The organism is Janthinobacterium sp. EB271-G4-7A (assembly GCF_020858075.1).
In the GTDB taxonomy this organism is placed as follows: Bacteria; Pseudomonadota; Gammaproteobacteria; order Burkholderiales; family Burkholderiaceae_D; genus Janthinobacterium; species Janthinobacterium lividum.
In genome coordinates this window covers 477,377-499,943 of record NZ_JACYMI010000002.1, presented here as the reverse complement: position 1 = coordinate 499,943, position 22,567 = coordinate 477,377, and the positions used below count along the sequence as shown (strand labels likewise).

Below are 22,567 nucleotides of genomic sequence, written 5' to 3'. Positions count from 1 at the left end.
ACGATTCTTATTCTCATTAGTGGAGTGAGAGCGCAATTTATTATCTTTTCACTCATTTATACCCGAGCCACCCGGAAGGCAGCCAGGAAATAACAATATCCGGAAAGTTCATCATGACCCAGCGTAGTTCCGTCTTCGTAGCCCCCGTCGCCACTCCCGCCCGCTCCATTCATTCCGCCGCCCTGCTCCTGCCCTGCCTGCTGTCGCTGGCCGTCAGCAATGCCTGGGCCGAAGGCAATGTGGCCGCCGATCCCACCATGAACACGGTGGTCGTCACCGCGTCGGGCACGGCCATCGATATCAAGGATGCGCCGGCCAGTATCAGCGTCATCACGCGCGAGGAAATCGAACGCCAGCCCGTGTATGACTTGAACACGCTGCTGCGCCGTATCCCCGGCGTGACGGGCGGCACCAGCCCTGAAGGCGAGGCGTCGAAGATCAAGCTGCGCGGCTTGCCCGACAAATACACGCTGATCCTGGTCGATGGCAAGCGCGTGGGCAGCTCGGCCGACACGGCTTACCGTCCCGACCTGGGCCGCCAGGACTTGAACTGGATCTCGCCCGACATGATCGAGCGTATCGAAGTGGTGCGTGGCCCCATGTCCTCGTTGTACGGATCGGACGCCATGGGCGGCGTGATCAATATCATCACGCGCAAGGTGCCGGGCAAATGGAACGGTTCGGCCACGGCCAACTACACGCAGCCGCAGGACAGCGACCGCGGCACGGCGCACCAGCTGGGCGTAAACCTGGCCGGCCCCCTGTCGGACACGGTCGGCATGCGCCTGGGCGTGAGCCAGTCGCGCCAGAATCCCGATGAAAAATCCTTCGGCAAAGCGGGCGGCATGGGCGGCGAACGCAACCAGACTGTCTCGGGGCAGCTGAGCTGGGCGCTGGACAAGAAACAGAACCTGTCGCTGGACGCCAGCTATGGCAAGCAGGAAGCCAGCGATTCGAGCGCGCATGATGCGGATGGCGAGCCGCTGGTCTACAGCTGGGGCGCCAACAAACTGATACGCAAGAGCGTCAGCCTCGGCTACGAAGGCCGCTGGGACTTCGGCAAGGCGACGGTCAATTTGTACCACAACGATTTCGACAACGAAGTCGTCGGCACGGTGGCGAAATCCAAGGACAGCACCCTGGACGCCAGCCTGGAAAAACGGGTCGGCTGGGGCGGCATCGAGCAAATGCTGGTGATGGGCGGCCAGTGGAAGCACCAGGAGCTGACGAACACGGACACCATCGGCACCGTGCCCACCGATTACCTGGGCAACCCTGTAAGCGGCGCGACCCTGTCGGGCACCACCTCGGCCCTGTTTGCGGAAGACCAGCTGTTCCTGCGCGAAAACCTGACGGCCACGGCTGGCCTGCGCCTCGACCACCACAGCAAGTTCGGCAACCACTACAGCCCGCGCCTGTACCTGGTGTACCACCCTGCCCCGGCCTGGACCATCAAGGGCGGCATTTCGCAAGGCTTCCGCGCCCCGAGCCTGAAGGAAAACTCGCCGGCGGCAGCGACCAACTCGGGCGGACGCGGTTGCGGCAGCCTGAAACCGCTGGGCTACATCACCGGCTCCTGCTACATGGCTGGCAATGCGGACTTGAAGCCGGAAACGAGCACGGCCGGCGAGATCGGTGTGGCGTGGGAACAGAATGGCTGGGATATGGGTCTGACCTACTTCCACACGGATTTCAAGAACAAGATCGACTATGCGCCGCTGGGCTTTTACCAGAAACGCTGGTGGACCAAGATGACGAATATCCAGAAGGCGCGCACCAGCGGCCTGGAAGCGACGGCCACCATCCCGCTGACGAAAAACCTGAACTGGCGTAACAACGTCACCTACATGGCGGAAGCGAAGAACCTGACCACGGGCGCCAACCTGCTGTCCACGCCAAAACTGTCGTGGTACTCGGCGCTGGGCTGGCAAGTCAACGACCAGCTGTTCGGCGAAGTATCGGCCCAGTACACGGGCAAGGAACTCGATGCGGGCAAGCTGGCCGAAAAAGCCTACACCATCGTCGACACCGTCGTGTCGTACAAGGTCACGCCACAGTGGACCGTGCGTGGCGGCGTGCAGAACCTGTTCAAGAAGGGGCCGATGGCCGATGGACTGGTCGACTATTACGTGCCGGGACGCCGCATGTTCGTCGGCCTGACGTCGCGTTTTTAAGGCCTGGCTGTAAGACTTGATAGCGGCAGCGTGCCGGCGTTGGCCGGCACGCTGCCAGCATGGGCGCCGCCCTTCACCACCCGTTCCTGTTCATGTCGACCTCCCGCGTCTCAGCGTCCGCCCAAGGACGTCACTGCGCGCCATGGCGTCAGGCAATTTTTCACATACGGATAATAGCCCTGTGGCCGCGCGCAGTAGTACCACATCTGCTCCGTCGGTACGCCGCCCTGCTCGATATACACGGGCGGCAGCGGCACGATGAGCGTGCGGCCATACGGATAACGGTAGGGATAGCCATACCACGGGTCGCCATACCAGCCCGGCCCATAGCCCCACGACGATCCCATCCATACGCCCACCTGCGGGCGGCCGTGAAAGTGGCCGTGATGGCCATGGTGGCCATGGAATTGGCCGTGCCCGATGTGCGCGCCATGCCCGCCCCGTCCACCGTGTCCGCCATGCCCGCCAGGCCCGGCCGCGGCGGCGCCGCTGAGCGCCAGTCCCACCACCAGCAGCACCAGCCCCACGCCACGTCTCTTGTACTTGCTGTCCATGACATCCTCCCGCCATGCACCATCAACGGTGACTATCACTCCATTATTGGTCGCTGCGGCCGGAAGTCAAAGGCAGGGTAACAAATGCTCACCGTTGATACGCGAGGGATACGGATGGCAGGAAAGTTTCGCGTGTGCACAGAAAAACAGCCCCGCTGGCTGCGGGGCTGTCGCGCGTGAGTGCGCTGCCTTACTGCGCCGGCAAGACCTGCGCCGGTGTCGCCGGCGCCAGGATGGGCGGCACGGGCGCGTGGATGGGTGCCGGCGCCTTGACCGCCAGCCAGCCCGTGGCCGGCAGCAGCGGCACCAGCAGCAGGGCCACGATATTGATGATCTTAATCAAGGGATTGACTGCCGGACCGGCCGTATCCTTGTACGGATCGCCCACCGTGTCGCCCGTGACGGCCGCCTTGTGCGCATCGGAACCCTTGCCGCCGAAATGGCCATCCTCGATGTATTTCTTCGCATTGTCCCAGGCGCCGCCGCCCGTGGTCATGGAGATGGCCACGAACAGCCCCGTCACGATCGTTCCCATCAAGAGGCCACCGAGCGCCGCTGGCCCCAGCAGCATGCCGACGACGATGGGCACCACCACGGGCAGCAGCGAGGGGATGATCATTTCACGGATGGCCGACGCCGTCAGCATGTCGACGGCCTTGTCGTATTCGGGCCGCGCCGTGCCATCCATGATGCCCTTGATGTCGCGGAACTGGCGCCGCACTTCCACCACCACGGCGCCGGCCGCGCGGCCCACGGCTTCCATCGCCATGGCGCCGAACAGATACGGTATCAGGCCGCCGATGAACAGGCCGACGATGACCATGGGGTTCGACAGATCAAAGGTGATGTGCTGGCCCACGGATTCAAGCGCATGCGTGTAGTCCGCAAACAGCACCAGCGCGGCCAGGCCGGCCGAGCCGATGGCATAGCCCTTGGTGACGGCCTTGGTCGTGTTGCCGACGGCGTCGAGCGGGTCGGTGATGGCGCGCACGGAGTCGGGCAGGCCCGACATTTCCGCGATGCCGCCCGCGTTATCCGTGATGGGGCCATATGCGTCGAGCGCGACGATGATGCCCGCCATCGACAGCATGGCAGTAGCCGCAATGGCAATGCCGTACAGCCCGGCCAGCTGGTACGAAACGAGGATGGCGACGCAGACGGCCAGCACCGGATACGCAGTGGATTTCATCGACACGCCCAGGCCGGCGATGATATTCGTGCCGTGGCCCGTCGTCGACGCTTCGGCGATGTGGCGCACGGGCTTGAAGTCCGTGCCCGTGTAGTACTCGGTGATGTACACCATCAGGCCCGTGAGGACGATGCCGACGACGGTGGCGCCCAGCATCTTGTAGCGCATGGCGTCATCGGGCCACAGCAGCCACGTGACGACGGCAAAGCCGACCAGCGACAGGCCGGCGGCCCACCACAGGCCCGTGTACAGGGCCGACATGATTTTCGCACCCGGCTTGGTCTTCACCATCGAGCAGCCGACGATGGAGGCGAGGATGGAGACGGCGCCCAGCAGCAGCGGATAGAGGATGGCCGTGCCGCTGGCCTCTGCCATCAGCAGTGCGCCCAGCAGCATGGTGGCGATCAGGGTCACGACATAGGTTTCGAACAGGTCGGCCGCCATGCCGGCGCAGTCGCCCACGTTGTCGCCCACGTTGTCGGCGATGACGGCGGGGTTGCGCGGATCATCCTCGGGTATGCCCGCCTCCACCTTGCCCACCAGGTCCGCGCCCACGTCGGCGCCCTTGGTGAAGATGCCGCCGCCCAGACGCGCGAAGATGGAAATGAGCGAGGCGCCGAAGGCCAGGCCGATCAGGGGCTTGATCAGGTCATGCTGCGTCAGGCCGGGCGCGCCCGTCGTCACCAGCAGCCAGTAGAACAGGGTCACGCCCAGCAAGCCCAGTCCCACCACCAGCATGCCCGTGATCGCCCCGCCCTTGAAGGCCACGTTCAGCGCCTGGTTGATGCCCAGGGTGGCCGCCTGCGCCGTGCGCACATTGGCCCGCACCGAGACATTCATGCCGATGAAGCCGCAGGCGCCCGACAGCACGGCGCCGATCAGGAAACCCAGCGCCGTATGCAGGCCAAGCAGCGCATAGATGGCGATCAGGAGCACCACGCCGACGATGGCGATGGTGCGGTACTGGCGCGCCAGATAGGCGGCCGCACCCTGCTGGATGGCCAGGGCGATTTCCTGCATGCGCGCGTTGCCGGGATCCTGCCTCAGGATCCAGCTGCGCGACACCAAACCGTAAATGACTGCGACCACGCCGCAGGCTACCGCAAACCACAAACTGGCTGCCATATCGTCCCCTTCTGTTTTTATCCGACGTCATTGCCAACAGCTGCAGACCGCACCGGGTAGGCACGCGCAGCCAGGAAAACACGACCTGCAAAAAACCTGAACCACGAAAACGATGTGGCACCGCTGCTGAAAAGCGGGCACAAAAAAAGCGGACACTCAGGTCCGCTTTTCATAAACTGCTTATTCCGCCAGGGCGGCAAATGCGCTGTCGCGGATTTGCTCGACCGGACCGACGCCGGCGATGCGGCGGTATTTCGGTGCGCCTGGCAGGCCGGACTTGGCCCAGTCATTGTAGTAGCCCAGCAAGACCTTGGTCTGGTTGTGGTACACGTCCAGGCGCTTCTTGACCGTTTCCGCCTTGTCGTCGTCGCGCTGGATCAGCGGTTCGCCGGTGATGTCGTCGATGCCGTCGACCTTGGGCGGATTGAATTTGACGTGGTAGACGCGGCCCGAACCCGGGTGGCTGCGGCGGCCATCCATGCGCTCGATGATCGACGCGTCAGGCACGTCGATTTCCAGCACGTAGTCGACATTGATGCCGGCATCTTTCATGGCGTCCGCTTGCGCGATGGTGCGCGGGAAGCCGTCGAACAGGTAGCCATTGGCGCAATCGGCTTCCTGCAGGCGGTTCTTGACCAGGCCGATCATGATGTCGTCCGACACGAGGCCGCCCGCATCCATGACTTTTTTCGCAGCCAGGCCCAGTTCCGTGCCTTCCTTGATCGCCGCGCGCAGCATGTCGCCCGTGGAGATTTGTGGAATGTTGTATTTTTCTTTGATGAAATTAGCTTGGGTGCCCTTGCCGGCACCGGGTGCTCCTAAAAGTATCAGACGCATTGAAAAGTTCCTAAAAAACAGATTTTGGATGGTGGTATGTGTAATTATTTTTAGATGGTGTTGCTAAGGCTATCTTTCCCTACGAAACTTACCACAAAAAAACCCCGGAACGCCAGTTTGCTATCGAATTGCTATGCCCTGATTGATCAAAGCCAGCAATTCGCGCGACGCACGTTTCAAAATGTGGTTTTTACTGCAGGCGCACAAAATTATATTTGCACGCCTGCCGTTTTGCGGGTAGCGCTTACAGGGTGCCGTAGTGGGCTTGCACCCTGGCAAGATCTTCCGGCGTGTCGACACCGGCGGCTGGCGCCGAGTCCGTGACATGCACGGCGATGGCCACACCGTGCCACAGCACGCGCAACTGCTCCAGCGCCTCGATGGCTTCCAGCGGCGAAGCGGACAATTGCGGATATTCTTGCAAGAACGCATTGCTGTACGCATACAGGCCGATATGGCGCAGCGGCACGTAGCCAGCCGGCAGGCTGTCTTTCGATTGCGCGAAGCCATCGCGGTGCCACGGGATGGTGGCGCGCGAGAAATACAAGGCGCGGCCATTCTTGTCCAGCACGACCTTCACCACGTTCGGGTTGAACGCATCCTGCACATCGTGCAGCGGATGGGCGCAGGTGGCCATGGGGACGGCAGCGCTGATCTGCGCCGCGCAGGCGGCCAGCAGGCCCGGATCGATCAGGGGCTCGTCGCCCTGCAGGTTGACGACGACGGCGTCCAACGGCAAATCGAGCGTGCGCGCCACTTCGGCGATGCGGTCCGTGCCCGACGGATGATCGCTGCGCGTCATGCACACTTCCACGCCATGCGCGGCGCAGGCGGCGCGGATGCTGTCATGGTCGGTGGCGACGATGACGCGCGCGGCGCCCGACAAGGCGGCCTGCTCGGCCACGCGCACCACCATGGGCTTGCCGCCCAGGTCAGCCAGCGGCTTGCCCGGCAGGCGCGTCGAGGCCAGGCGGGCCGGGATGATGACGATGAACGCCATCGTTATTCCACTGCGTCTTGCAGGGTACGCGCTTCGTCCGCCCACATGATGGGGATGCCATCGCGGATCGGATAGGCCAGGCGGTCGGCGCGGCAAATCAGTTCCTGCGCCTTCTTATCGTGTTCAAGCGGACCCTTGCAAACAGGGCAGACCAGGATATCAAGCAGTCGAGCGTCCACGACATTTCTCCACAATTTGTTGGGCCAGCGCGCTATCGATGCGCGCACTGACGGGGACGACCCACAGTCTCGGGTCATCTTTGAGATGTTCAATTTGCGCACATTTTACTGCATCCTTCTCGGTGATCAAGATCACATCCGTGTCGAGCGCCGCAAATGGCTGGTCGAGAAAGTCGTGATGGTCGGGCAAGGGCAGTTCCATGAAGTCCAATCCGGCCCCGCGCAGCATGGCAAAGAAACGCTGGGGGTTGCCGATGCCGGCCGCCGCCACGATGCGCTGGCCGCCAGCCGCCAGGGTCGCCAAAGGCATGCGCTCGCCGCGGTCGAGCAGGCGCTCGGCCACGCCACCGGCCAGCAGCATCTGCACCACCAGGGAGCCCTTGGGCGCGACCTGGTCCACCAGTGCTGGCGCCAGCTCGGGCGCATTGATCACCGTCACATCGCGCCGGCGGCGCGGCGATTCGCGCAAAGGCCCCGCCGGCAGCAGCCAGCCATTGCCTGCGCCGCGGCCGTCGAACAGCACGATTTCCACGTCGCGCTGCAAGGCGTAATGCTGCAAGCCGTCGTCCGTCACCAGCACGTCGACGTCCGGGTGCGCGGCCAGCAGCGCCCTGCCCGCTTGCGCGCGGTCGCGCCCCACCATCACGGGGCAGCCGCCGCGCTGGAAGATCAGCAGCGGCTCGTCGCCCACCTGCTGCGGCGTGGAAGCGGCGCTGACGGCGCGCGGCGAACGGTCGGCGCTGCCATGGCCGCGCGAAATGACGCCCGGCCGCATGCCCGCCTCGCGCAAGGCTTGCACCAGCCAGATCGTCAGCGGCGTCTTGCCCGTGCCGCCGATAAAAATATTGCCGACGACGACGACGGGCACGGGCAGGCGCGCGGATGTCAGGAGCTTGGCCCGATACAGGCCGCGCCGCACGGCGCTCAGGGCGCCGAACAGCAGGGACACGGGCCACAGCGCGCACGCCAGCGGACCGCGCGTCAGCCAGGCGCGGGTGAGAGTGGTTTCAAGCTTGGCGGGAGAGGATGTGGGCATGAAGGAAGACGTAAAAATAGTGTAGGTCGGATTAGCGGCGCCGTCAGGCGCAGCGTAATCCGACATGCTCGGCTGCGGCTTTTGTCGGCTTACGCCGTTCCGGCTAAGCCGACCTACTTGCTACCACCCGCCTGCGCCGCAAACGTCAGCTTTTCATAGCCGGCCAGGCGCGCCGCTTCCATCACGTGGATGACCATCTGGTGCATGGCGAACTGGTCGGCGTTGACCACCACCACGGGCGTCTGCGCGGGTGCCTTGCCGCCATTGGCCGCCTTGGCCGCGCTTTGCAGGGCATCGGCCAGGCCGGCCACGTCGCGGAACGAGACGGGCTCGCGGTTGACCGTGTAATTGCCCTTGGCATCGATGGTGACGTCGATCTGCTGCGGCTTGTCCTTGGCTTGCTCGGCGTCGGCCGTCGGCAAGGTGATCTGCAGCTCTGTAAACTTGCTGTAGGTGGTGCTGACCATGAGGAAGATCAGGATCACCAGCAGCACATCGATGAACGGGATCAGATTGATTTCGGGGTCTTCACGCCCCTTGCCTTTGCGGAAGTTCATTTGCGGCCACTGTGGACGATATCGACGAACTTGACCGCTTGCTGCTCCATGTCAATGACGAAGCTGTCGACGAGGGCGCGGAAATGGCGGTAGAAGACCAGGGTCGGCATGGCGATGGCCAGGCCAAAGCCCGTGTTATACAGGGCCACCGAGATGCCGTGGGCCAACTGTGCGGGATTGGAGCCGCTGGCGTTTTGCGAGCCGAAGATTTCGATCATGCCCACCACCGTGCCAAACAGGCCCATCAGTGGAGCCAGGGTGGCAATGGTGCCCAGGGTCGTCAGGAAACGCTCCAGCGTGTGGGCCACGCCGCTGCCCGCCTCTTCGATCGATTCCTTCATCACCTCGCGTGGCGCGTCGACATTGCGCAGGGCGGCGGCCAGCACCACGCCCAGCGGCGAATTGTCTTCCAGCTTGGCCACCGTGTCCGGCGTGATCTTGCCGCTGCGATACACCTGCACCACTTCATCAAACAGCTTGCGGGGCAGTATCTTGGCGCGGCGCAAATACAGCAGGCGCTCGATGATCAGGGCCAGGGCGACGATGGAAGCGATCAACAACAGCCAGATGGGCCAGCCAGCGGCTTGAAATATAGCGAGCAAAAGAAACTCCTGGAAAAGGGAAGGCGATGGACCGCCCGAACAGCCTGTATTGTACCGAGCGCCGAAGACCGATTGTACGTCCGCGCAGGAATGGCGCAATGTAGCGCGTTGCCGCGCCGGCGGCAAGTGGCGCCCGCATGGCAGTTGTCCACACGGCGCAGCGAACGCCCACCGCCGGCGCCCGGTTTTGCACATTTTATGTGGATAAGATTGTGAGCAAGCATGAAGTCCATCAGGCAAGTCCTTGATTTATATGCAGATTATAGAGCTGCGCAAAATACAGGCATAGCAGCTTAACGGCAGTAGTCAATATCAATAAATTAACACTTGAAGAGTTCTGCACATTTACTGTGGACAAGATTGTGCGCAAAGCCCGGGAATTCAATTAAGCCATTGATTTTAAAGGAAATTAAATCAATGAGTAAAAAAGTGGCAGCGGGCGTGCGATACGCGGCATAGTGGCCATAAAAGTTCTGCACACAATCTGTGGACAAGATTGTGCGCAAGCTCAAAGATAGGCGCCAAGTACATTGATTTATATCGTTTTTATTGCCATGCATAAAAATGTAGCACGGCCTGAAAAGCGGGGTTTTCGGCGTCCGATTCCACTTCAACACGGCAGTTTTTAAGCGTGAAGGCAGTTCCACACATAAAGTGTGGATAAGATTGTGAGCAAGCGGATTGACTCCATGTAAGAGCATTGATTTTAAAGGAGTTTTTTTCAATGCTGAAAAATGAGGCAGAGGAATGCTCTGGTCGTGCAGTGGAAAAGCAGGTGAAAAGGCGAAACGGTTTATGCAGTTTTGCACACATTCTGTGGATAAGATTGTGAGCAAGGCGTACGGTGTGATGCTATACCCTTGATTTATATGGCTATTTTTATGCTGCGCAAAATTCAGGCAAGCCATGCCATGGGCGTTCCGGTGGATAAATCAGGCGCTGTGCCAGAGTTCTGCACATTTTTTGTGGATAAGATTGTGCGCAAGGCCATGCATGGCATACTAAGCGCTTGATTCCTATACACTTTATTTCCGTGCGCAAAAATGTAGCACGGCACTTTTATCGCTCAATGCTGGCTTGTCAGGCAACGTTTGTCCAAGGCAAAAAGTTCCGCACACTTTCTGTGGATAACTTTGTGCGTAAGTGGCAGAGGCTTTACTGATGTGCTTGATATTAAAGGTTTTTTTCCCTGTGCACGCAAATCAGGCATACAGGAATTCATCATGAAATCAAATACTTAGAAATAGAACTTGTTGTTTTGCACGATATATGACATAAGCATGACCTCGCCGATAATATGTGGACAGTTCCCTCCCCCATAGCACCAGATGATGACCGATACTCCAACTGACAGCGGCTTTGCCGCCCCGCCTGTGCTGACCGTCAGCGCCCTGAACCAGGCCGTCGCGCGCCTGCTTGAGCGCTCGTTTCCCCTGACGTGGATCGCCGGCGAGATTTCCAACTTCACGCGCGCCGCGTCCGGCCACTGGTATTTCACATTAAAAGATGATGGCGCCCAGGTGCGCGCCGTGATGTTCCGCGGCCGCGCCCAGTTTGCCGGCTTCACGCCGCGCGAAGGCGACAAGGTGGAAGTGCGCGCCCTCGTCACCCTGTACGGCGCGCGCGGCGATTACCAGATCAACGTGGAAGCCATCCGCCGCGCCGGCGTGGGGGCCCTGTATGAAGCGTTCCAGCGCCTGAAGGAAAAGCTGGCCGCGCAGGGACTGTTCGACCAGGAACGCAAGCGCGCCATCCCCATGTTCGCGCGCAGCATCGGCATCGTCACCAGCCCGCAGGCAGCCGCCCTGCGCGACGTGCTGATCGCGCTCAAGCGCCGCGCGCCACACGTCTCCATCATCCTCTACCCCACGCCCGTCCAGGGGCAGCAGGCGCCGGAAAAGATCGCGCACGCCATCCGTACGGCATCCACAAGGGCCGAGTGCGACGTGCTGCTGGTGTGCCGTGGTGGCGGCAGTATCGAAGATTTGTGGTCGTTCAACGATGAAGCCGTGGCCCACGCGATTGCCGATTGTTCCATGCCCGTGATCAGCGGCGTGGGACACGAAACGGATTTCACCATCGCCGACTTCGCGGCCGACCTGCGCGCTGCCACGCCGACGGCGGCGGCCGAACTGGCGGCCACGCCGCGCGCCGACTGGATGGCTTCCCTGCGCGCCGATGCGGCCGACCTGCGCCGCGCCATGCGCCGCAGCCTCGACGACGCGGCGCAGACCCTGGACCGCCACAGCCGCCGCCTGCTCAACCCGAAGGCGCAGCTGCAGCAGCAGCGTTTGCAGCTGCTGGCCCTGTCGACGGCCATGACGCATGCGGCGCGCGCGCCCGTGAACCAGTCGCAGTACGCACTCGAACGCCTGCGTGCGCGCTGGGCGGCCTTGCGGCCCGACGTCGCGGCGCCGCGCGCGCGCCTGGAAGAAATGCAGCGGCGCGGCGGCGCGGCCATGGCGCAGCAGCTGGGACAGCGGCGCCACCGCCTCGATGGCCTGGCGGCGCAGCTGGAGCTGTTGAATCCCCAGCGCACCCTGGAACGCGGCTACGCCATCCTGCGCGATGAGAAAGGGGCGATCGTCCGCTCGCCGGCGCAGCTGCAGGCGCGCCAGAACGTCAATGTGCGCCTGGCCGAAGGCAGCGCGCAGATCGGCATCGCCAGCGTGCAAGCCACCCTGGAATAATAAAAAAGGCCGGGGAAGCTCCCCGGCCCAACACCTACCCTACTGAGTGGACTGCTACTGCGACTGCTCTTTCACCCTACACCATCAGAACTTCATCGACACGCGCGCGCCAAAGGTGCGCGGCGCGTTATAGAAGGCGCCGTAGATCTGCTGCGTGGGCTGGCATGGCATGCCGACGTCCGTGCAGATTTCATTGACGTCCAGCTTGACCGCCTTGTCCGTGGCGTTCTGCACGAACGCTTCCACCGTGTAGGCCTTGTTCGCCGGCTGGAAGCGCAGGCTCAGGTCCAGGGTCGTGTAGGCTTCCTGGCGCTTGACGCCGGCATGGCCCGGCACGTCGCCGTTGAACGCGCCCGCGCCCACATACGACATGGTTTCATAATGCACCGAGGCGCGCGGCGTGAGCTGGCCGCCGGCAACATTGAAATCATGCTCGTACTGGACGGTCGTGGAAAACTTCGGCGCATGCTTCATGGTGCTGCCGCCCACGTTCACCAATGGCGCCGTCGAACCGCAGGACTGGCCATTCGCGCGCGCCGCATCGACGTCGCACGACATGAAGTCGTCATACACGGCTTTCAACCAGGTGGCGTTACCCGTCAGGCGATCGACCTTCGTTGGCCGCCACACCCATTCCGCTTCCAGGCCCTTGACGGTGGCGCCGGCCGCATTGAAGTTGGCCAGCACGCTGTTGACCACCTGCGACTCGAGCTTGTCCTTGTACTTCATCAGGAAGGCATCGAGGTTCAGCGTCAGTTCGCGGTTCAGCAGGTCGGACTTGAAGCCGATTTCATAGCTGGTCAGCTTTTCCGGCTTGGTGGTGGCGCCGCCGTCGCCGATGGCCGGCGAATGGAAGCCCGTCGTCACGGAGCCGAACAGCAGGATATCGGAGCGCAGCTTGTACTCGATGCGGCCCAGCCAGGTGGCCTGGCCGTATTTCAGGTCGGCCGTATTGTCGCCCGGCGTATTGCCGCAGGTGGCCGCCGTGATGGCGCCGCCAGGACCGATATTGTGCGTATTGGCCAGGCCCGTGCCCGGCGTGACCAGCTGCGCCAGTTGATCGGGCGTGAGCACGGTGGTGCCCAGCGGCGTGTTGGCAGGCCAGTTCGGGCAAGCCCAGTTCTTGCCACCGACGTCGAATTTATGGTCTTTCGTGTAGCGCGCGCCGGCCGTCAGCTTGATCTGGTCCGTCAACTGCTGGCTGACCTGGCCGAATACGGCCTTTGATTTGAGCTGGCGGTCGCCCTGGATGAAGGACATGGCCGAGGCATACTGGCCCACGGTCGGCTGCACGAAGATCACGGCGCCGTTGGCGATATCCTGCTGCACGGCGGCCTGCGAAATCTGGCTGCGGTCGATATCGAAGCGCACCTTGTTCTTTTCATTGAACAGGAACAGGCCGGCCACCCACTGGAACGGCGCATCGTCGTCCGAGCGCGCCTGCAGCTCGTGCGAATAGCTGTCGAACTGCGCCCAGTCGGTGCGGTTTTCCGACTTGAAGCCGGGGAACAGGCCCGCATCGGCATCGTTGCTGTTCTGGCGCTTGTAGCGGCTCCAGCTGCCCAGGTAGGTGAAGTCCAGCGCATCGGTCGGCTTGTAATTGAGCTTGCCCTTGTAGGTCAAAATCGACTGGTCGAGGGTGCCCGGCGTGTCGATCAGTGCCGAGCGCAGCTTCTCGCCCCGTTTCGGTTCGGCCGCCAGGTACACGTTGCCGGCGCCCTGGTCGAGGAAGTAGTCGGCGATGAACGTGCCGCGCAGTTGCGGCGTGAACTTCCACAGCAGCGAGGCGCGCACGCCCATCTGGTCGCCGGCGCCATACTTGGCCGTACCCGGCATGACGTTCGAGCCGCGGCGGAAATCCACCGTACCGTCGTGGCTATCCTTGATGGCGGCGATGCGCAGCGCCACGTCGTCGGAAAACGGGATATTGATCATGCCCTGCGTCTGCAAATGGCGCTTGTCGCCCACCGTGATGCCGGCCGAACCCATGAACTTGGCCGTGCTCGGCGCGGCCGACACGAGGTTGACGGCACCTGCCGTGGAATTGCGGCCGTTCAGGGTGCCCTGCGGTCCGCGCGCCACCTCGACGTGCGACAGGTCATACATCAGCGCCGTGGCGCCCTGCGGACGCGGCGAATACACACCGTCGACATAAAAGGCGACGGCCGGGTCGCCCAGCTCCGTGTGGTTGGCCGAACCGACGCCGCGCATGTAGACGTGCACGCCGCCCGAGTCGCCATGCTGCTCGACGACGAGGCTGGGTACCATGGTGGCCAGCGACGCCAGATCCTTGACCTGGTTGTTTTGCAGGGTGTCCTGGTTGAAGGCGGTGACGGCCAGCGGCGTCTCCTGCACGAAGGTGTTGCGGCGCGTGGCCGTGACGACGATGCGGTCCATCTGTTCTGAGGCCGGTTTTGCCGCGTCCGCGGCCACAGTGTCCTGGGCCATGGCGGCGCCGCTGCCCAGCAAGATGAACTGGGCGAATGTCGCATGCGCCAGGCTGAGGGCGATGGTATTGCGTTTGAGCTGTTGCATTGTTGTTGTCTCCTGTACCGCTGGTTGAATGATGATCACATAGCTCTTTGGCTACTGCTGCACATTTTTTGGGTGTCAATCTGAAGTCATGTCGCCTCCGTGCGGGGTCAATGGGTAGCCACGGCGCGCCCGGCCGTGTCGAATAGAAAGGCATGGCCTTCTTCCGGCGCAAAGCCGATGGCGCTGCCCTGCGCCAGCGCGTGGCGCGCCTCGCCGTGCAGCTTAATGGCCACCGCATGCGGACTGCAGTCAATGCCGCCATCGAGCGTCGCGTGGATGATTTGCGCATCGCCCAGCTGCTCGATCAGGGTGACGGTGGCGCCGTAGCCCTCCTCGCGCGGCACCAGGCGCAGGTGTTCCGGACGTATGCCGACCAGCATGCCCGCCTCGCCACCAAGCTGGCTGGCCAGCGCCGGGACGGCGGCGCACGGCAAAAAATTCATGCGCAGCGCGCCGATGAAGCCGGCCACGAACTGGCTGGCCGGATGGCGGTACAGGTCCAGGGGCGCGCCCACCTGCTCCAGGTGGCCGCCGTGGAAGACGGCGACCCTGTCGCCGAGGGTCATGGCCTCGACCTGGTCGTGCGTCACGTAGATCATCGTGGTGCCCAGTTCCTGGTGCAGCTTGGCCAGCTCGATGCGCGTCTGCACGCGCAGCGAGGCATCGAGGTTGGACAGCGGCTCGTCAAACAGGAATACCTTGGGCTGGCGCACGATGGAGCGGCCGATGGCCACGCGCTGGCGTTCGCCCCCGGACAAGGCCTTGGGTTTGCGATCGAGCAGGTGCGTGATCTGCAAAATCTCGGCCACCTTGCCGACGGCCGCGCGCACTTCGGCTTCCCCCTTGCCTGCCAGTTTCAAGGCAAAACCCATGTTGTCGCGCGCCGTCATGTGCGGATACAGGGCGTAGCTCTGGAAGACCATGGCGATGCCCCGCTCTGCCGGCGCCACGTCGTTGGCCAGCAGGTCGCCGATGCGCAGCTGGCCCGCGCTGATGTCTTCCAGTCCCGCGATCATGCGCAGCAGGGTCGACTTGCCGCAGCCGGACGGTCCCACGAAGACCATGAATTCACCGTCATGGATATCAAGGTCCAGGCCCTTGACGATTTCCGGGCCGTCGCCGTAGGTCTTGCGGATGCCGCGCAGGGAAATGGCGGCCATGTCAATGCTCCCCGGCCAGGACGGCCGCATCGGCATGCGCGGCGCGCTGCGCGGCGATGAAGTCGCGGTACCACAGGGCACTGTCCTTGAAACTGCGCTGCTGCGTGGCGTAATCGACGTACAGCATGCCGAAGCGCTTGGCGTAGCCCGAGTTCCACTCGAAGTTATCCATCAGGCTCCAGTAGAAATAGCCGCGCACGTCGATGCCCTGCGCGATCACGGCGCGCAAGGCATCCAGGTGCAGCTGCACGTACTCGATGCGCGGTTCGTCATGAATCTTGCCGTCGACGGGCTTGTCGGCAACCGCCATGCCGTTTTCCGTGATGTAGACGGGCGGCAGCCGGTATTCGCGGTGCAGGCCCACGAGCAGCTCCGTCAAGCCTTGCGGATAGGTTTCCCAGCCCATGTCGTTGACCCCGAGCTTGCATTCGGGCTTGCGCGGCGGCGTCTCGGCGCTCATGAAAGCGCGCGTGTAGTAGTTCACGCCAAGGAAATCGATAGGCTGTTTGATATCCATGAAATCGTTTTCAAATATAGATAAAGCAGAAGCGTCGGCGTGTTTCAGGGCCAGGGCCGGGTAGCGGCCCTTGAAGATGGCGTCCATATACCACTGCACCGAGCGTGCATATTCGAGTTCGGCCAGTTCGCGGTCCTGGGCACTGTCGGTAGCCGGTGTGGCCGTCCATTGATTGAGCACGATGCCCAGCTTCGCCGGCGCATTCACCGTGCGCATGGCCTGCATGGCCAAGCCGTGCGACAGCAGCAAGTGGTGCGACACTTGCACGGCGGCGGCCGGATCGGCCATGCCGGGGGCGAACTGGCCCGTGCCGTGGCCCAGCACGGCCGTGCACCACGGTTCGTTATGCGTGGCGATGCTGGCGACCTTGTGGCCGAAGCGGCGCGCCACCTCGGCCGCATAGGCGGCAAAGTGGTAGCAGGTGGCGCGATTGAGCCAGCCGCCCTCGTCCTGCAAGGCTTGCGGCAAGTCCCAGTGGTACAGGGTCAAATGGGCATCGAGCCCCTTGGCGGCCAGGGCGTCGAGCAGGCGCGCATAGAAGTCGAAGCCCGCTTCGTTCCAGGCGCCGGAACCGGCCGGCTGCACGCGCGACCAGGACATGGAAAAGCGGTAGGCGTTCACGCCCAGGTTGGCGATCAGCTCCACGTCCTCGGCATAGCGGTGATAGTGGTCGCAGGCCACGTCGCCATTGCTGCCGTCGATGATCTTGCCATCCGTATGGCTGAAGGTATCCCAGATGGACGGGCCGCGGCCGTCGATGGCGGCGGCGCCCTCGATCTGGTAGGCGCTGGTGGCCACGCCCCAGGTGAAGGTGGCGGGGAAATTAGTGTCAATGTCGTCGTTATGCATGGTGGTGGTATCAGTGTGAGGGGTTGAAATAAGTGAGTGCATCAGCCTTTGACGGCGCCCTGGGTCAGCCCTTCGATCAGGCGCTTGGAGGCAACAAAAAACATCAGCAGCAGCGGCAGCACGGCGATGGCGGCGCCCGTCATCAGCGCGCCCCACTCCGTGTTGTTCGGCGCCTGCATGCTGCGCAGGGCCAGCGGGATCGTGTAGTTTTCGACCGAGCGCATGACGACCAGCGGCGTGATGAAATTGTTCCACGAGTTGATGAAGGTGATCAGGCCCAAGGTGCCCATGGCGGGGCCGATCAGCGGCAGCACGACCCGCCAGTAGATGGCGAACTCGCCGCAGCCGTCGATGCGCGCCGCCTCGATCAGGTCCTTCGGTATCGCCGTGCCGATGTACTGGCGCATGAGGAAGATACCCAGCGCGCCTGCCGCTCCCGGCACGTACAGGGCGCGCGGCTGGTCCAGCCAGCCGAGGAAATCCATCAGCATGAAGGTGGGGATCATGTTCATGAACGACGGGATGATCATCGACGCCATCACCAGGGTAAACAAGGGCCGCTTGAAGCGGAACTCGTACATGGCGAACGCATAGCCGCCCAGCGAGCAAAAGAACAGGGTCAGGATGGTGGTCATCAGGGCCACGTACAGGCTGATACCGATATTGCGCCAGAATGGCAGGCGCTCCTGCAGCAGCTCGATGTTGTTCAGCAGGGCCGTGCCGAACCAGCGCGGCGGCGGCAGGCTGTAGATCTCGGCGCTCGTGTGCGTGGCGAAGACGAACATGAAGTAGAACGGCGCGACCATGATCAGGGCGCCGATGGCCACCATGGCGTAGGCCGTCCAGCGGGTGCTGGCCGCGCTGGCGCGGCGGTTTGTCAATGCGCTCATTTGGCCTCCTTGCCTTCTCTACGCTCGTTGCGGCTGAAGATGCGGTTGTTGACCCACGTGGTGCTGGCGATGATGAGGAACAGCAGCCAGGAAATGGCCGACGCCGTGCCGAAGTCGCCCGAGGAAAACGCCGTCTTGTAGACGAAGATGGCCGTCGTCATCACCGACTGGCTCACGCCGCTCGATTCGGCCACCAGCACGAACGGCTCTTCGAACAGCTGCAGATTGCCCATGATGGTGAGGGTCACGGCCAGGTAGATCATGGGGCGCAGCTGCGGCAGGGTGATGTACCAGAACTGCTGGCGTTTCGAGGCGCCATCGATGGTGGCTGCTTCGTACAGGTCCTTCGGGATCACCTGCAGCGCGGACAGGTACAGCACCAAATTCCAGCCCAGGTAGCGCCAGAAAATCACGAAGGCGACGGCCGGCTTGATGAACAGCGAGCTGCCCAGCCAGTCGATCGATTCTGCCGGGAACAGGCCGCCCACCAGCGGCAGGCTGGCGCACCATTGGATCAGTACATTGATCTGCCCATAGTCGCGCGAGAACAGGGTATTGAAGACCATGGCGATGGCCACGCTGGACGTGATGAACGGTAAAAAATAGATGCCGATCACCAGGTTGCGCGAGCGCTTGAAGCTGTTGTGGATGAAGGCCGCCAGCGGAATGGCCACCAGGTGCTGCGGCACGCCCGAGGCCAGCGCCAGCCACACGGTATTGCCCAGCGAGCGCAGGAACCACGGGTCGCTCAAGGCATACTTGTAGTTGTCCAGGCCAACCCACTGCATGGCTTCCACGCCGCTGGCCGCTTCCCACTGGTTGAACGACAAATAGATGGAAAACAGCAGCGGGAACAGGCTGAAGACGGCGAACAGGATGAAGAAGGGGCTGATGAAGATGTACGGCGCCCACTGCTTCATGTTGAAGCGTTTTTTTGCGGGCCGCGCTGCCGCAGCAGCGGGCGCGCCCTCGGTACAAGGCATGGAGGTAGTCATGCTGCTCCTAGCGCCGCGCGCGGTGGGTGATCAGAGCCTTGGCGTCAGCCAGGGCCGTCTTGATATCCTTGTTTTGCGCCAGCACGCTTTCCAGTTCCATGTTGACGATGTCGCGCGCCACGGCGTCGAACTTGTCGACGCGGATGACGGGGATCTTCGCCGCCGTGTCGCGCGCCAGCAGGCGCGTCTTCTGGCCGCCGAAATACGCCTGCGGCTCGTCCATCATCGGGTCCGCATAGGCTGCCTTGAGGGCCGGGAAGGCGCCGATCTCTTTCAGCGAGTGCAGCTGGATATCCTTGTTGACGGTCATGAACTTGATGAATTCCCAGGCCTGGGTTTTATTCGCCGCCTTTTTCGGAATGCCGTAGAAGGAGCCGCCGTACGACGCCAGCGCGCCGGCCGGCAAGTTCGCCGCGCGCCACTGGCCGGACGAAGCCGGCGCCAGCCACTTGGCCAGGTGGCCGCTGAGCCACGATCCCATCATCTGGCTGGCCACCTTGTCGCGTTTGAAGCCTTCGGCCCACTCGCCCGTCCAGGCCACGGTGCGCGCATCGATGCCCGCCACCCGCGCCGCCTTGGCCAGCTCGAACGCCTTCACGAAGCGGGGCGAGTCGACCAGCACCTGGCCCTTGTCGCCAAAGTAAATGCCTTCGCCATCTTTCAAATTGGCGCGGATATAGATGTCGGCCAGGTCGCTGGCGCCGGCCAGCAGATAGGTGCCGGTGGCGGCCTTGAGTTTCTTGCCGGCGGCGATATACGACTCCCACGATTGCGTCAGTTCGGTTTCCTTGATGCCCGCCTTGTCCATCAGGTCCTTGCGGTAGAACAGGGTGCCCGGTCCCAGGTCGGCCGGCATGGCGCCCAGGGTGCCGCGCGAACTGGTCGCCTGCACGAAGGTGAACGGCACGAACTGGGCGCGGTACTGCCCTGCCCCGTATGGCGCTTGCAGCAAATCTTCCATGCCCTTCGATTCGGCGAAGCTGCCGACATAGCGGAAGTCGATGGCCATCACGTCGGGCAGGCGCGCGCCGGCCGCCAGCGCCGTCGTCATCGAGTTATGGTGGTCGTCGATCTGCAGGCTGGCCAGCTTGACCTTCACTTGCGGATACAGTTTTTCCCACAGGGGCAAGGCCGTCTTGACGGCGCGGTCCAAATCGGGGAACGAGGCGACGGTAATCGTGGCCGGGGCCAGCGTCGGCAGGGCTGCAGCCGGCGGAACGGCTGCGGGCGCGGCGGCCACACTGGCGGCCAGGGTCAGCGCTGCCAGCGGGGCGGCGCCAAGGATGCTTGACTTCATTATTTCATCTCCGTTTATTGAGCGTCTTCTATCTTGAAAACGTTTTCACAACATGTGTCCATTTAACACCGCAAAGAAAATCAAGTCAACCGAAAAAGTTGTCATTTTTATTGAAGGCAGCGTGGCAAGCGGCACGCCGCGGCGCGTTTCCCCCTATGAAAAAGCGCAAAAATTCGTCATTTGAGCTGCCGTTGTTTTTTGTGAAAACGTTTTCAGATGGAGGTCGGATTAGCGGGGTCGCCGAGGTGCGCGAGCGCGTTATCCGACATGCACGGCCAACAATATGTCGGGTTACGCCCGCAGGGCTAACCCGACCTACGGGCCCGTGGGCATTTATGGTAATCTTCCGATGAAAAGGTTTTCAGAGCACTGAGAACCAGCCATCTTGATACCCAGGAATCACCTTGAACGATAGCGCCCACGCTGCTCCCCCTTCCACCCTGCTCGACGTGGCACGCCAGGCCGGCGTGTCACCCAGCACCGTCTCGCGCATCCTGAATGGCACGGCCAGGGTCTCCGACGACAAGCGCGACGCCGTGCTGGCGGCGATTGCCCACATGAAATTCGCGCCGAACCAGATGGCGCAGGGGCTGAAAAAAGGCCGCTCGATGACCATCGGCATCGTGGTGCAGGACATTTCCAGCCCCTTCTTCGACGAAAGCCTGCGCGGCGTGGACGATGGCTTGAAGGACACGGGCTATGCGTCCGTCATCGTCAGCGGGCACTGGAATGCGCAGGAAGAGGCGGACCGCATCCGCCTGCTGCTGGCAAGAAAGGTGGACGGCATCATTTTGCTGTCGGGGCGCATCTCGGACGAGAGCGTGCTCGATTTCTCGCAGCAGCGCCCCATCGTCTCGACGGGCCGCCTGCTGGCCACGAAAAGCGCCATCGGCTTCAAGCTCGACAATGAATACGGCGCCTACCTGGCCGTGCGCCACCTGGTGGAACTGGGCCACCGGCGCATCGCCTTCGTGGCCGGCCCCGCCAACAACACGGATGCGGCCGAGCGCCTGACGGGCTACCAGCGCGCACTGCGCGAAGCGGACATCGCCATCGACCCGAAGCTGATGGTGGAGGGCGATTTCCACGAAGCAAGCGGGATGCTGGCCATGAACCATTTGTTCGATACGCAGCAGCAGTTCAGCGCCGTCTTCGCCGCCAATGACCTGTCCGCCTACGGCGTGCGCCTGTGCCTGTACCGCAAGGGCATCCGCGTGCCCGACGATATCTCGCTCGTCGGCTTCGATGACTTGCCCGGCTCGTCCTACACGACGCCGCCGCTCACCACCATCCATCAGCCCCTGTACGACATCGGCCGCATCGCCACGGAAGCGCTGCTGGGCCTGATCAATGGCGAAGCCGTGCAGGCAGCCATTCCGCCGCTGGAACTCATCGTGCGCGAGACTACGCGCCGCATCCGCTAAGGATTGCACCATGATAAACCTACTGCGCAGCCCGCTCTCGGGTCGGCGTTGCTCGCTGTACTTTTTGTACAGCTGCGCTACTCAACCCGATATCTGGCTTGCTCGCTACGGTTTCTCAAGGTGCTGACGCTTCACCATATACCACTATTTTCCTGAACGAGAATCAATACGCTACCAGTATCCGCAACGCATGCGGGAATCTGCAGCAATGGCGCATCCGCTTTACAATAGTGGCTCGTTCAGCAAGAATGCCTGCTTCAAGCAAGCTTGGCTCAACCCTTCGGCCGCAGGCTGGAAGACTCCGAACATTCACCACAAAGGGACATCACATGGAACATACTCTGCCACCACTGCCGTATGAAATGGACGCTCTGGCGCCGCATATTTCGAAAGAAACCCTGGAATACCACTATGCCAAGCATCACCAGGCGTATGTCACCAACTTGAACAACCTGATCAAGGGTACCGAGTTCGAGAACCTGTCGCTGGAAGAGATCATCAAGAAATCGTCGGGCGGCATCTTCAACAATGCAGCGCAAGTATGGAACCACACCTTCTACTGGAACGGCATGAAGCCGGCCGGCGGCGGCGCGCCTGCGGGTGCCGTGGCTGACGCGATCAACGCCAAATGGTCGTCGTTCGACAAGTTCAAGGAAGAATTCACCAAGTCGTGCGTGGGCAACTTCGGTTCGGGCTGGACCTGGCTGGTGCAAAAAGCCGACGGCTCCGTCGACATCGTCAACACCTCGAACGCCGGCTGCCCGCTGACCACCGGCGACAAGCCGCTGCTGACCTGCGACGTCTGGGAACACGCCTACTACATCGACTACCGCAACCTGCGCGCCAAGTACGTGGAAACGTTCTGGGGCCTGGTCAACTGGGACTTCGTTGCCAAGAACTTCGCGTAAGCAGTTCCTGTCAACGTAAGGAGAAAAAGCCTGCGCCGCCCCGCGCGGG

Annotated in this window: 18 protein-coding genes; 4 read left to right on the top strand and 14 right to left on the bottom strand. The window is 62.5% G+C overall.

The annotated features are described in order from the left end of the window. The first annotated feature begins 113 nt into the window (after positions 1-113). A complete protein-coding gene (locus IGS58_RS19810; RefSeq protein ID WP_230522470.1) occupies positions 114-2,174 on the top strand; it encodes a TonB-dependent receptor domain-containing protein in 2,061 nt (686 codons plus the stop codon). A 110-nt stretch (positions 2,175-2,284) separates the two neighbouring features. On the opposite strand, the gene IGS58_RS19805 is transcribed toward IGS58_RS19810, so the two are convergent. From IGS58_RS19805 to IGS58_RS19770, 8 genes are all read right to left on the bottom strand, one after another. Further along, complete coding sequence (locus IGS58_RS19805) at positions 2,285-2,728, bottom strand: hypothetical protein (RefSeq protein ID WP_230522469.1); 444 nt, start codon at positions 2,726-2,728, stop codon at positions 2,285-2,287. A gap of 190 nt (positions 2,729-2,918) precedes the next feature. Beyond that, positions 2,919-5,042, bottom strand: a complete 2,124-nt coding sequence (locus IGS58_RS19800) for a sodium-translocating pyrophosphatase (RefSeq protein WP_211551220.1) — start codon at positions 5,040-5,042, stop codon at positions 2,919-2,921. A 180-nt stretch (positions 5,043-5,222) separates the two neighbouring features. Beyond that, positions 5,223-5,879, bottom strand: coding sequence for an adenylate kinase (gene adk, locus IGS58_RS19795; protein WP_034782090.1), 657 nt, complete (start codon positions 5,877-5,879; stop codon positions 5,223-5,225). Between the two features lie 244 nt (positions 5,880-6,123). Continuing rightward, positions 6,124-6,879, bottom strand: coding sequence for a 3-deoxy-manno-octulosonate cytidylyltransferase (gene kdsB, locus IGS58_RS19790; protein WP_230522468.1), 756 nt, complete (start codon positions 6,877-6,879; stop codon positions 6,124-6,126). Positions 6,880-6,881: 2 nt separating this feature from the next. Further along, entirely contained in the window at positions 6,882-7,058 is a 177-nt protein-coding gene (locus IGS58_RS19785) for a Trm112 family protein (protein ID WP_010395789.1), read from the bottom strand. After that, positions 7,039-8,094: a tetraacyldisaccharide 4'-kinase gene (gene lpxK / locus IGS58_RS19780; protein WP_230522467.1), complete on the bottom strand. Its 1,056-nt coding sequence runs from the start codon at positions 8,092-8,094 to the stop codon at positions 7,039-7,041. The genes IGS58_RS19785 and lpxK overlap by 20 nt, the downstream gene beginning before the upstream one ends. 113 nt (positions 8,095-8,207) lie before the next feature. Next, positions 8,208-8,651: an ExbD/TolR family protein gene (locus IGS58_RS19775; protein ID WP_092611339.1), complete on the bottom strand. Its 444-nt coding sequence runs from the start codon at positions 8,649-8,651 to the stop codon at positions 8,208-8,210. Then, complete coding sequence (locus IGS58_RS19770; RefSeq protein ID WP_070224614.1) at positions 8,648-9,253, bottom strand: MotA/TolQ/ExbB proton channel family protein; 606 nt, start codon at positions 9,251-9,253, stop codon at positions 8,648-8,650. Before IGS58_RS19770 ends, IGS58_RS19775 begins: the two co-directional genes overlap by 4 nt. A 1,328-nt stretch (positions 9,254-10,581) precedes the next feature. On the opposite strand from IGS58_RS19770, the gene xseA reads away from it, so the two are divergent. Then, positions 10,582-11,943, top strand: coding sequence for an exodeoxyribonuclease VII large subunit (gene xseA / locus IGS58_RS19765; protein ID WP_070253516.1), 1,362 nt, complete (start codon positions 10,582-10,584; stop codon positions 11,941-11,943). Positions 11,944-12,027: 84 nt separating this feature from the next. Here the strand turns inward: xseA and IGS58_RS19760 are convergent, their stop codons facing one another. The 6 genes from IGS58_RS19760 to IGS58_RS19735 all read right to left on the bottom strand — a co-directional run bounded on the left by IGS58_RS19760 (position 12,028) and on the right by IGS58_RS19735 (position 20,186). Beyond that, positions 12,028-14,478, bottom strand: a complete 2,451-nt coding sequence (locus IGS58_RS19760) for a TonB-dependent receptor (protein WP_230522466.1) — start codon at positions 14,476-14,478, stop codon at positions 12,028-12,030. Positions 14,479-14,585: 107 nt separating this feature from the next. After that, complete coding sequence (locus tag IGS58_RS19755) at positions 14,586-15,638, bottom strand: ABC transporter ATP-binding protein (RefSeq protein WP_230522465.1); 1,053 nt, start codon at positions 15,636-15,638, stop codon at positions 14,586-14,588. 1 nt (position 15,639) lies between these two features. Further along, entirely contained in the window at positions 15,640-17,004 is a 1,365-nt protein-coding gene (locus tag IGS58_RS19750) for a GH1 family beta-glucosidase (RefSeq protein ID WP_230522464.1), read from the bottom strand. 41 nt (positions 17,005-17,045) lie between these two features. Then, entirely contained in the window at positions 17,046-17,894 is an 849-nt protein-coding gene (locus IGS58_RS19745; protein ID WP_211551230.1) for a carbohydrate ABC transporter permease, read from the bottom strand. Then, complete coding sequence (locus tag IGS58_RS19740) at positions 17,891-18,889, bottom strand: carbohydrate ABC transporter permease (protein ID WP_230522463.1); 999 nt, start codon at positions 18,887-18,889, stop codon at positions 17,891-17,893. Before IGS58_RS19740 ends, IGS58_RS19745 begins: the two co-directional genes overlap by 4 nt. A gap of 7 nt (positions 18,890-18,896) precedes the next feature. After that, positions 18,897-20,186, bottom strand: coding sequence for an extracellular solute-binding protein (locus tag IGS58_RS19735; RefSeq protein ID WP_230522462.1), 1,290 nt, complete (start codon positions 20,184-20,186; stop codon positions 18,897-18,899). Between the two features lie 404 nt (positions 20,187-20,590). Here IGS58_RS19735 and IGS58_RS19730 point away from each other — a divergent pair, with 404 nt between their 5' ends. Together IGS58_RS19730 and IGS58_RS19725 are read left to right on the top strand one after the other, a co-directional pair. Then, positions 20,591-21,610, top strand: a complete 1,020-nt coding sequence (locus tag IGS58_RS19730; protein ID WP_034751748.1) for a LacI family DNA-binding transcriptional regulator — start codon at positions 20,591-20,593, stop codon at positions 21,608-21,610. Positions 21,611-21,939: 329 nt separating this feature from the next. Next, positions 21,940-22,518, top strand: coding sequence for a superoxide dismutase (locus IGS58_RS19725; RefSeq protein WP_034751750.1), 579 nt, complete (start codon positions 21,940-21,942; stop codon positions 22,516-22,518). Positions 22,519-22,567 lie beyond the last annotated feature (49 nt).

Coding starts and splice junctions, on each gene's coding strand:
- IGS58_RS19810 (WP_230522470.1), top strand. CDS start 114: ATGACCCAGCGTAGTTCCGTCTTCGTAGCCCCCGTCGCCACTCCCGCC.
- IGS58_RS19805 (WP_230522469.1), bottom strand. CDS start 2,728: ATGGACAGCAAGTACAAGAGACGTGGCGTGGGGCTGGTGCTGCTGGTG.
- IGS58_RS19800 (WP_211551220.1), bottom strand. CDS start 5,042: ATGGCAGCCAGTTTGTGGTTTGCGGTAGCCTGCGGCGTGGTCGCAGTC.
- adk (WP_034782090.1), bottom strand. CDS start 5,879: ATGCGTCTGATACTTTTAGGAGCACCCGGTGCCGGCAAGGGCACCCAA.
- kdsB (WP_230522468.1), bottom strand. CDS start 6,879: ATGGCGTTCATCGTCATCATCCCGGCCCGCCTGGCCTCGACGCGCCTG.
- lpxK (WP_230522467.1), bottom strand. CDS start 8,094: ATGCCCACATCCTCTCCCGCCAAGCTTGAAACCACTCTCACCCGCGCC.
- IGS58_RS19775 (WP_092611339.1), bottom strand. CDS start 8,651: ATGAACTTCCGCAAAGGCAAGGGGCGTGAAGACCCCGAAATCAATCTG.
- xseA (WP_070253516.1), top strand. CDS start 10,582: ATGATGACCGATACTCCAACTGACAGCGGCTTTGCCGCCCCGCCTGTG.
- IGS58_RS19760 (WP_230522466.1), bottom strand. CDS start 14,478: ATGCAACAGCTCAAACGCAATACCATCGCCCTCAGCCTGGCGCATGCG.
- IGS58_RS19755 (WP_230522465.1), bottom strand. CDS start 15,638: ATGGCCGCCATTTCCCTGCGCGGCATCCGCAAGACCTACGGCGACGGC.
- IGS58_RS19750 (WP_230522464.1), bottom strand. CDS start 17,004: ATGCATAACGACGACATTGACACTAATTTCCCCGCCACCTTCACCTGG.
- IGS58_RS19745 (WP_211551230.1), bottom strand. CDS start 17,894: ATGAGCGCATTGACAAACCGCCGCGCCAGCGCGGCCAGCACCCGCTGG.
- IGS58_RS19740 (WP_230522463.1), bottom strand. CDS start 18,889: ATGACTACCTCCATGCCTTGTACCGAGGGCGCGCCCGCTGCTGCGGCA.
- IGS58_RS19735 (WP_230522462.1), bottom strand. CDS start 20,186: ATGAAGTCAAGCATCCTTGGCGCCGCCCCGCTGGCAGCGCTGACCCTG.
- IGS58_RS19725 (WP_034751750.1), top strand. CDS start 21,940: ATGGAACATACTCTGCCACCACTGCCGTATGAAATGGACGCTCTGGCG.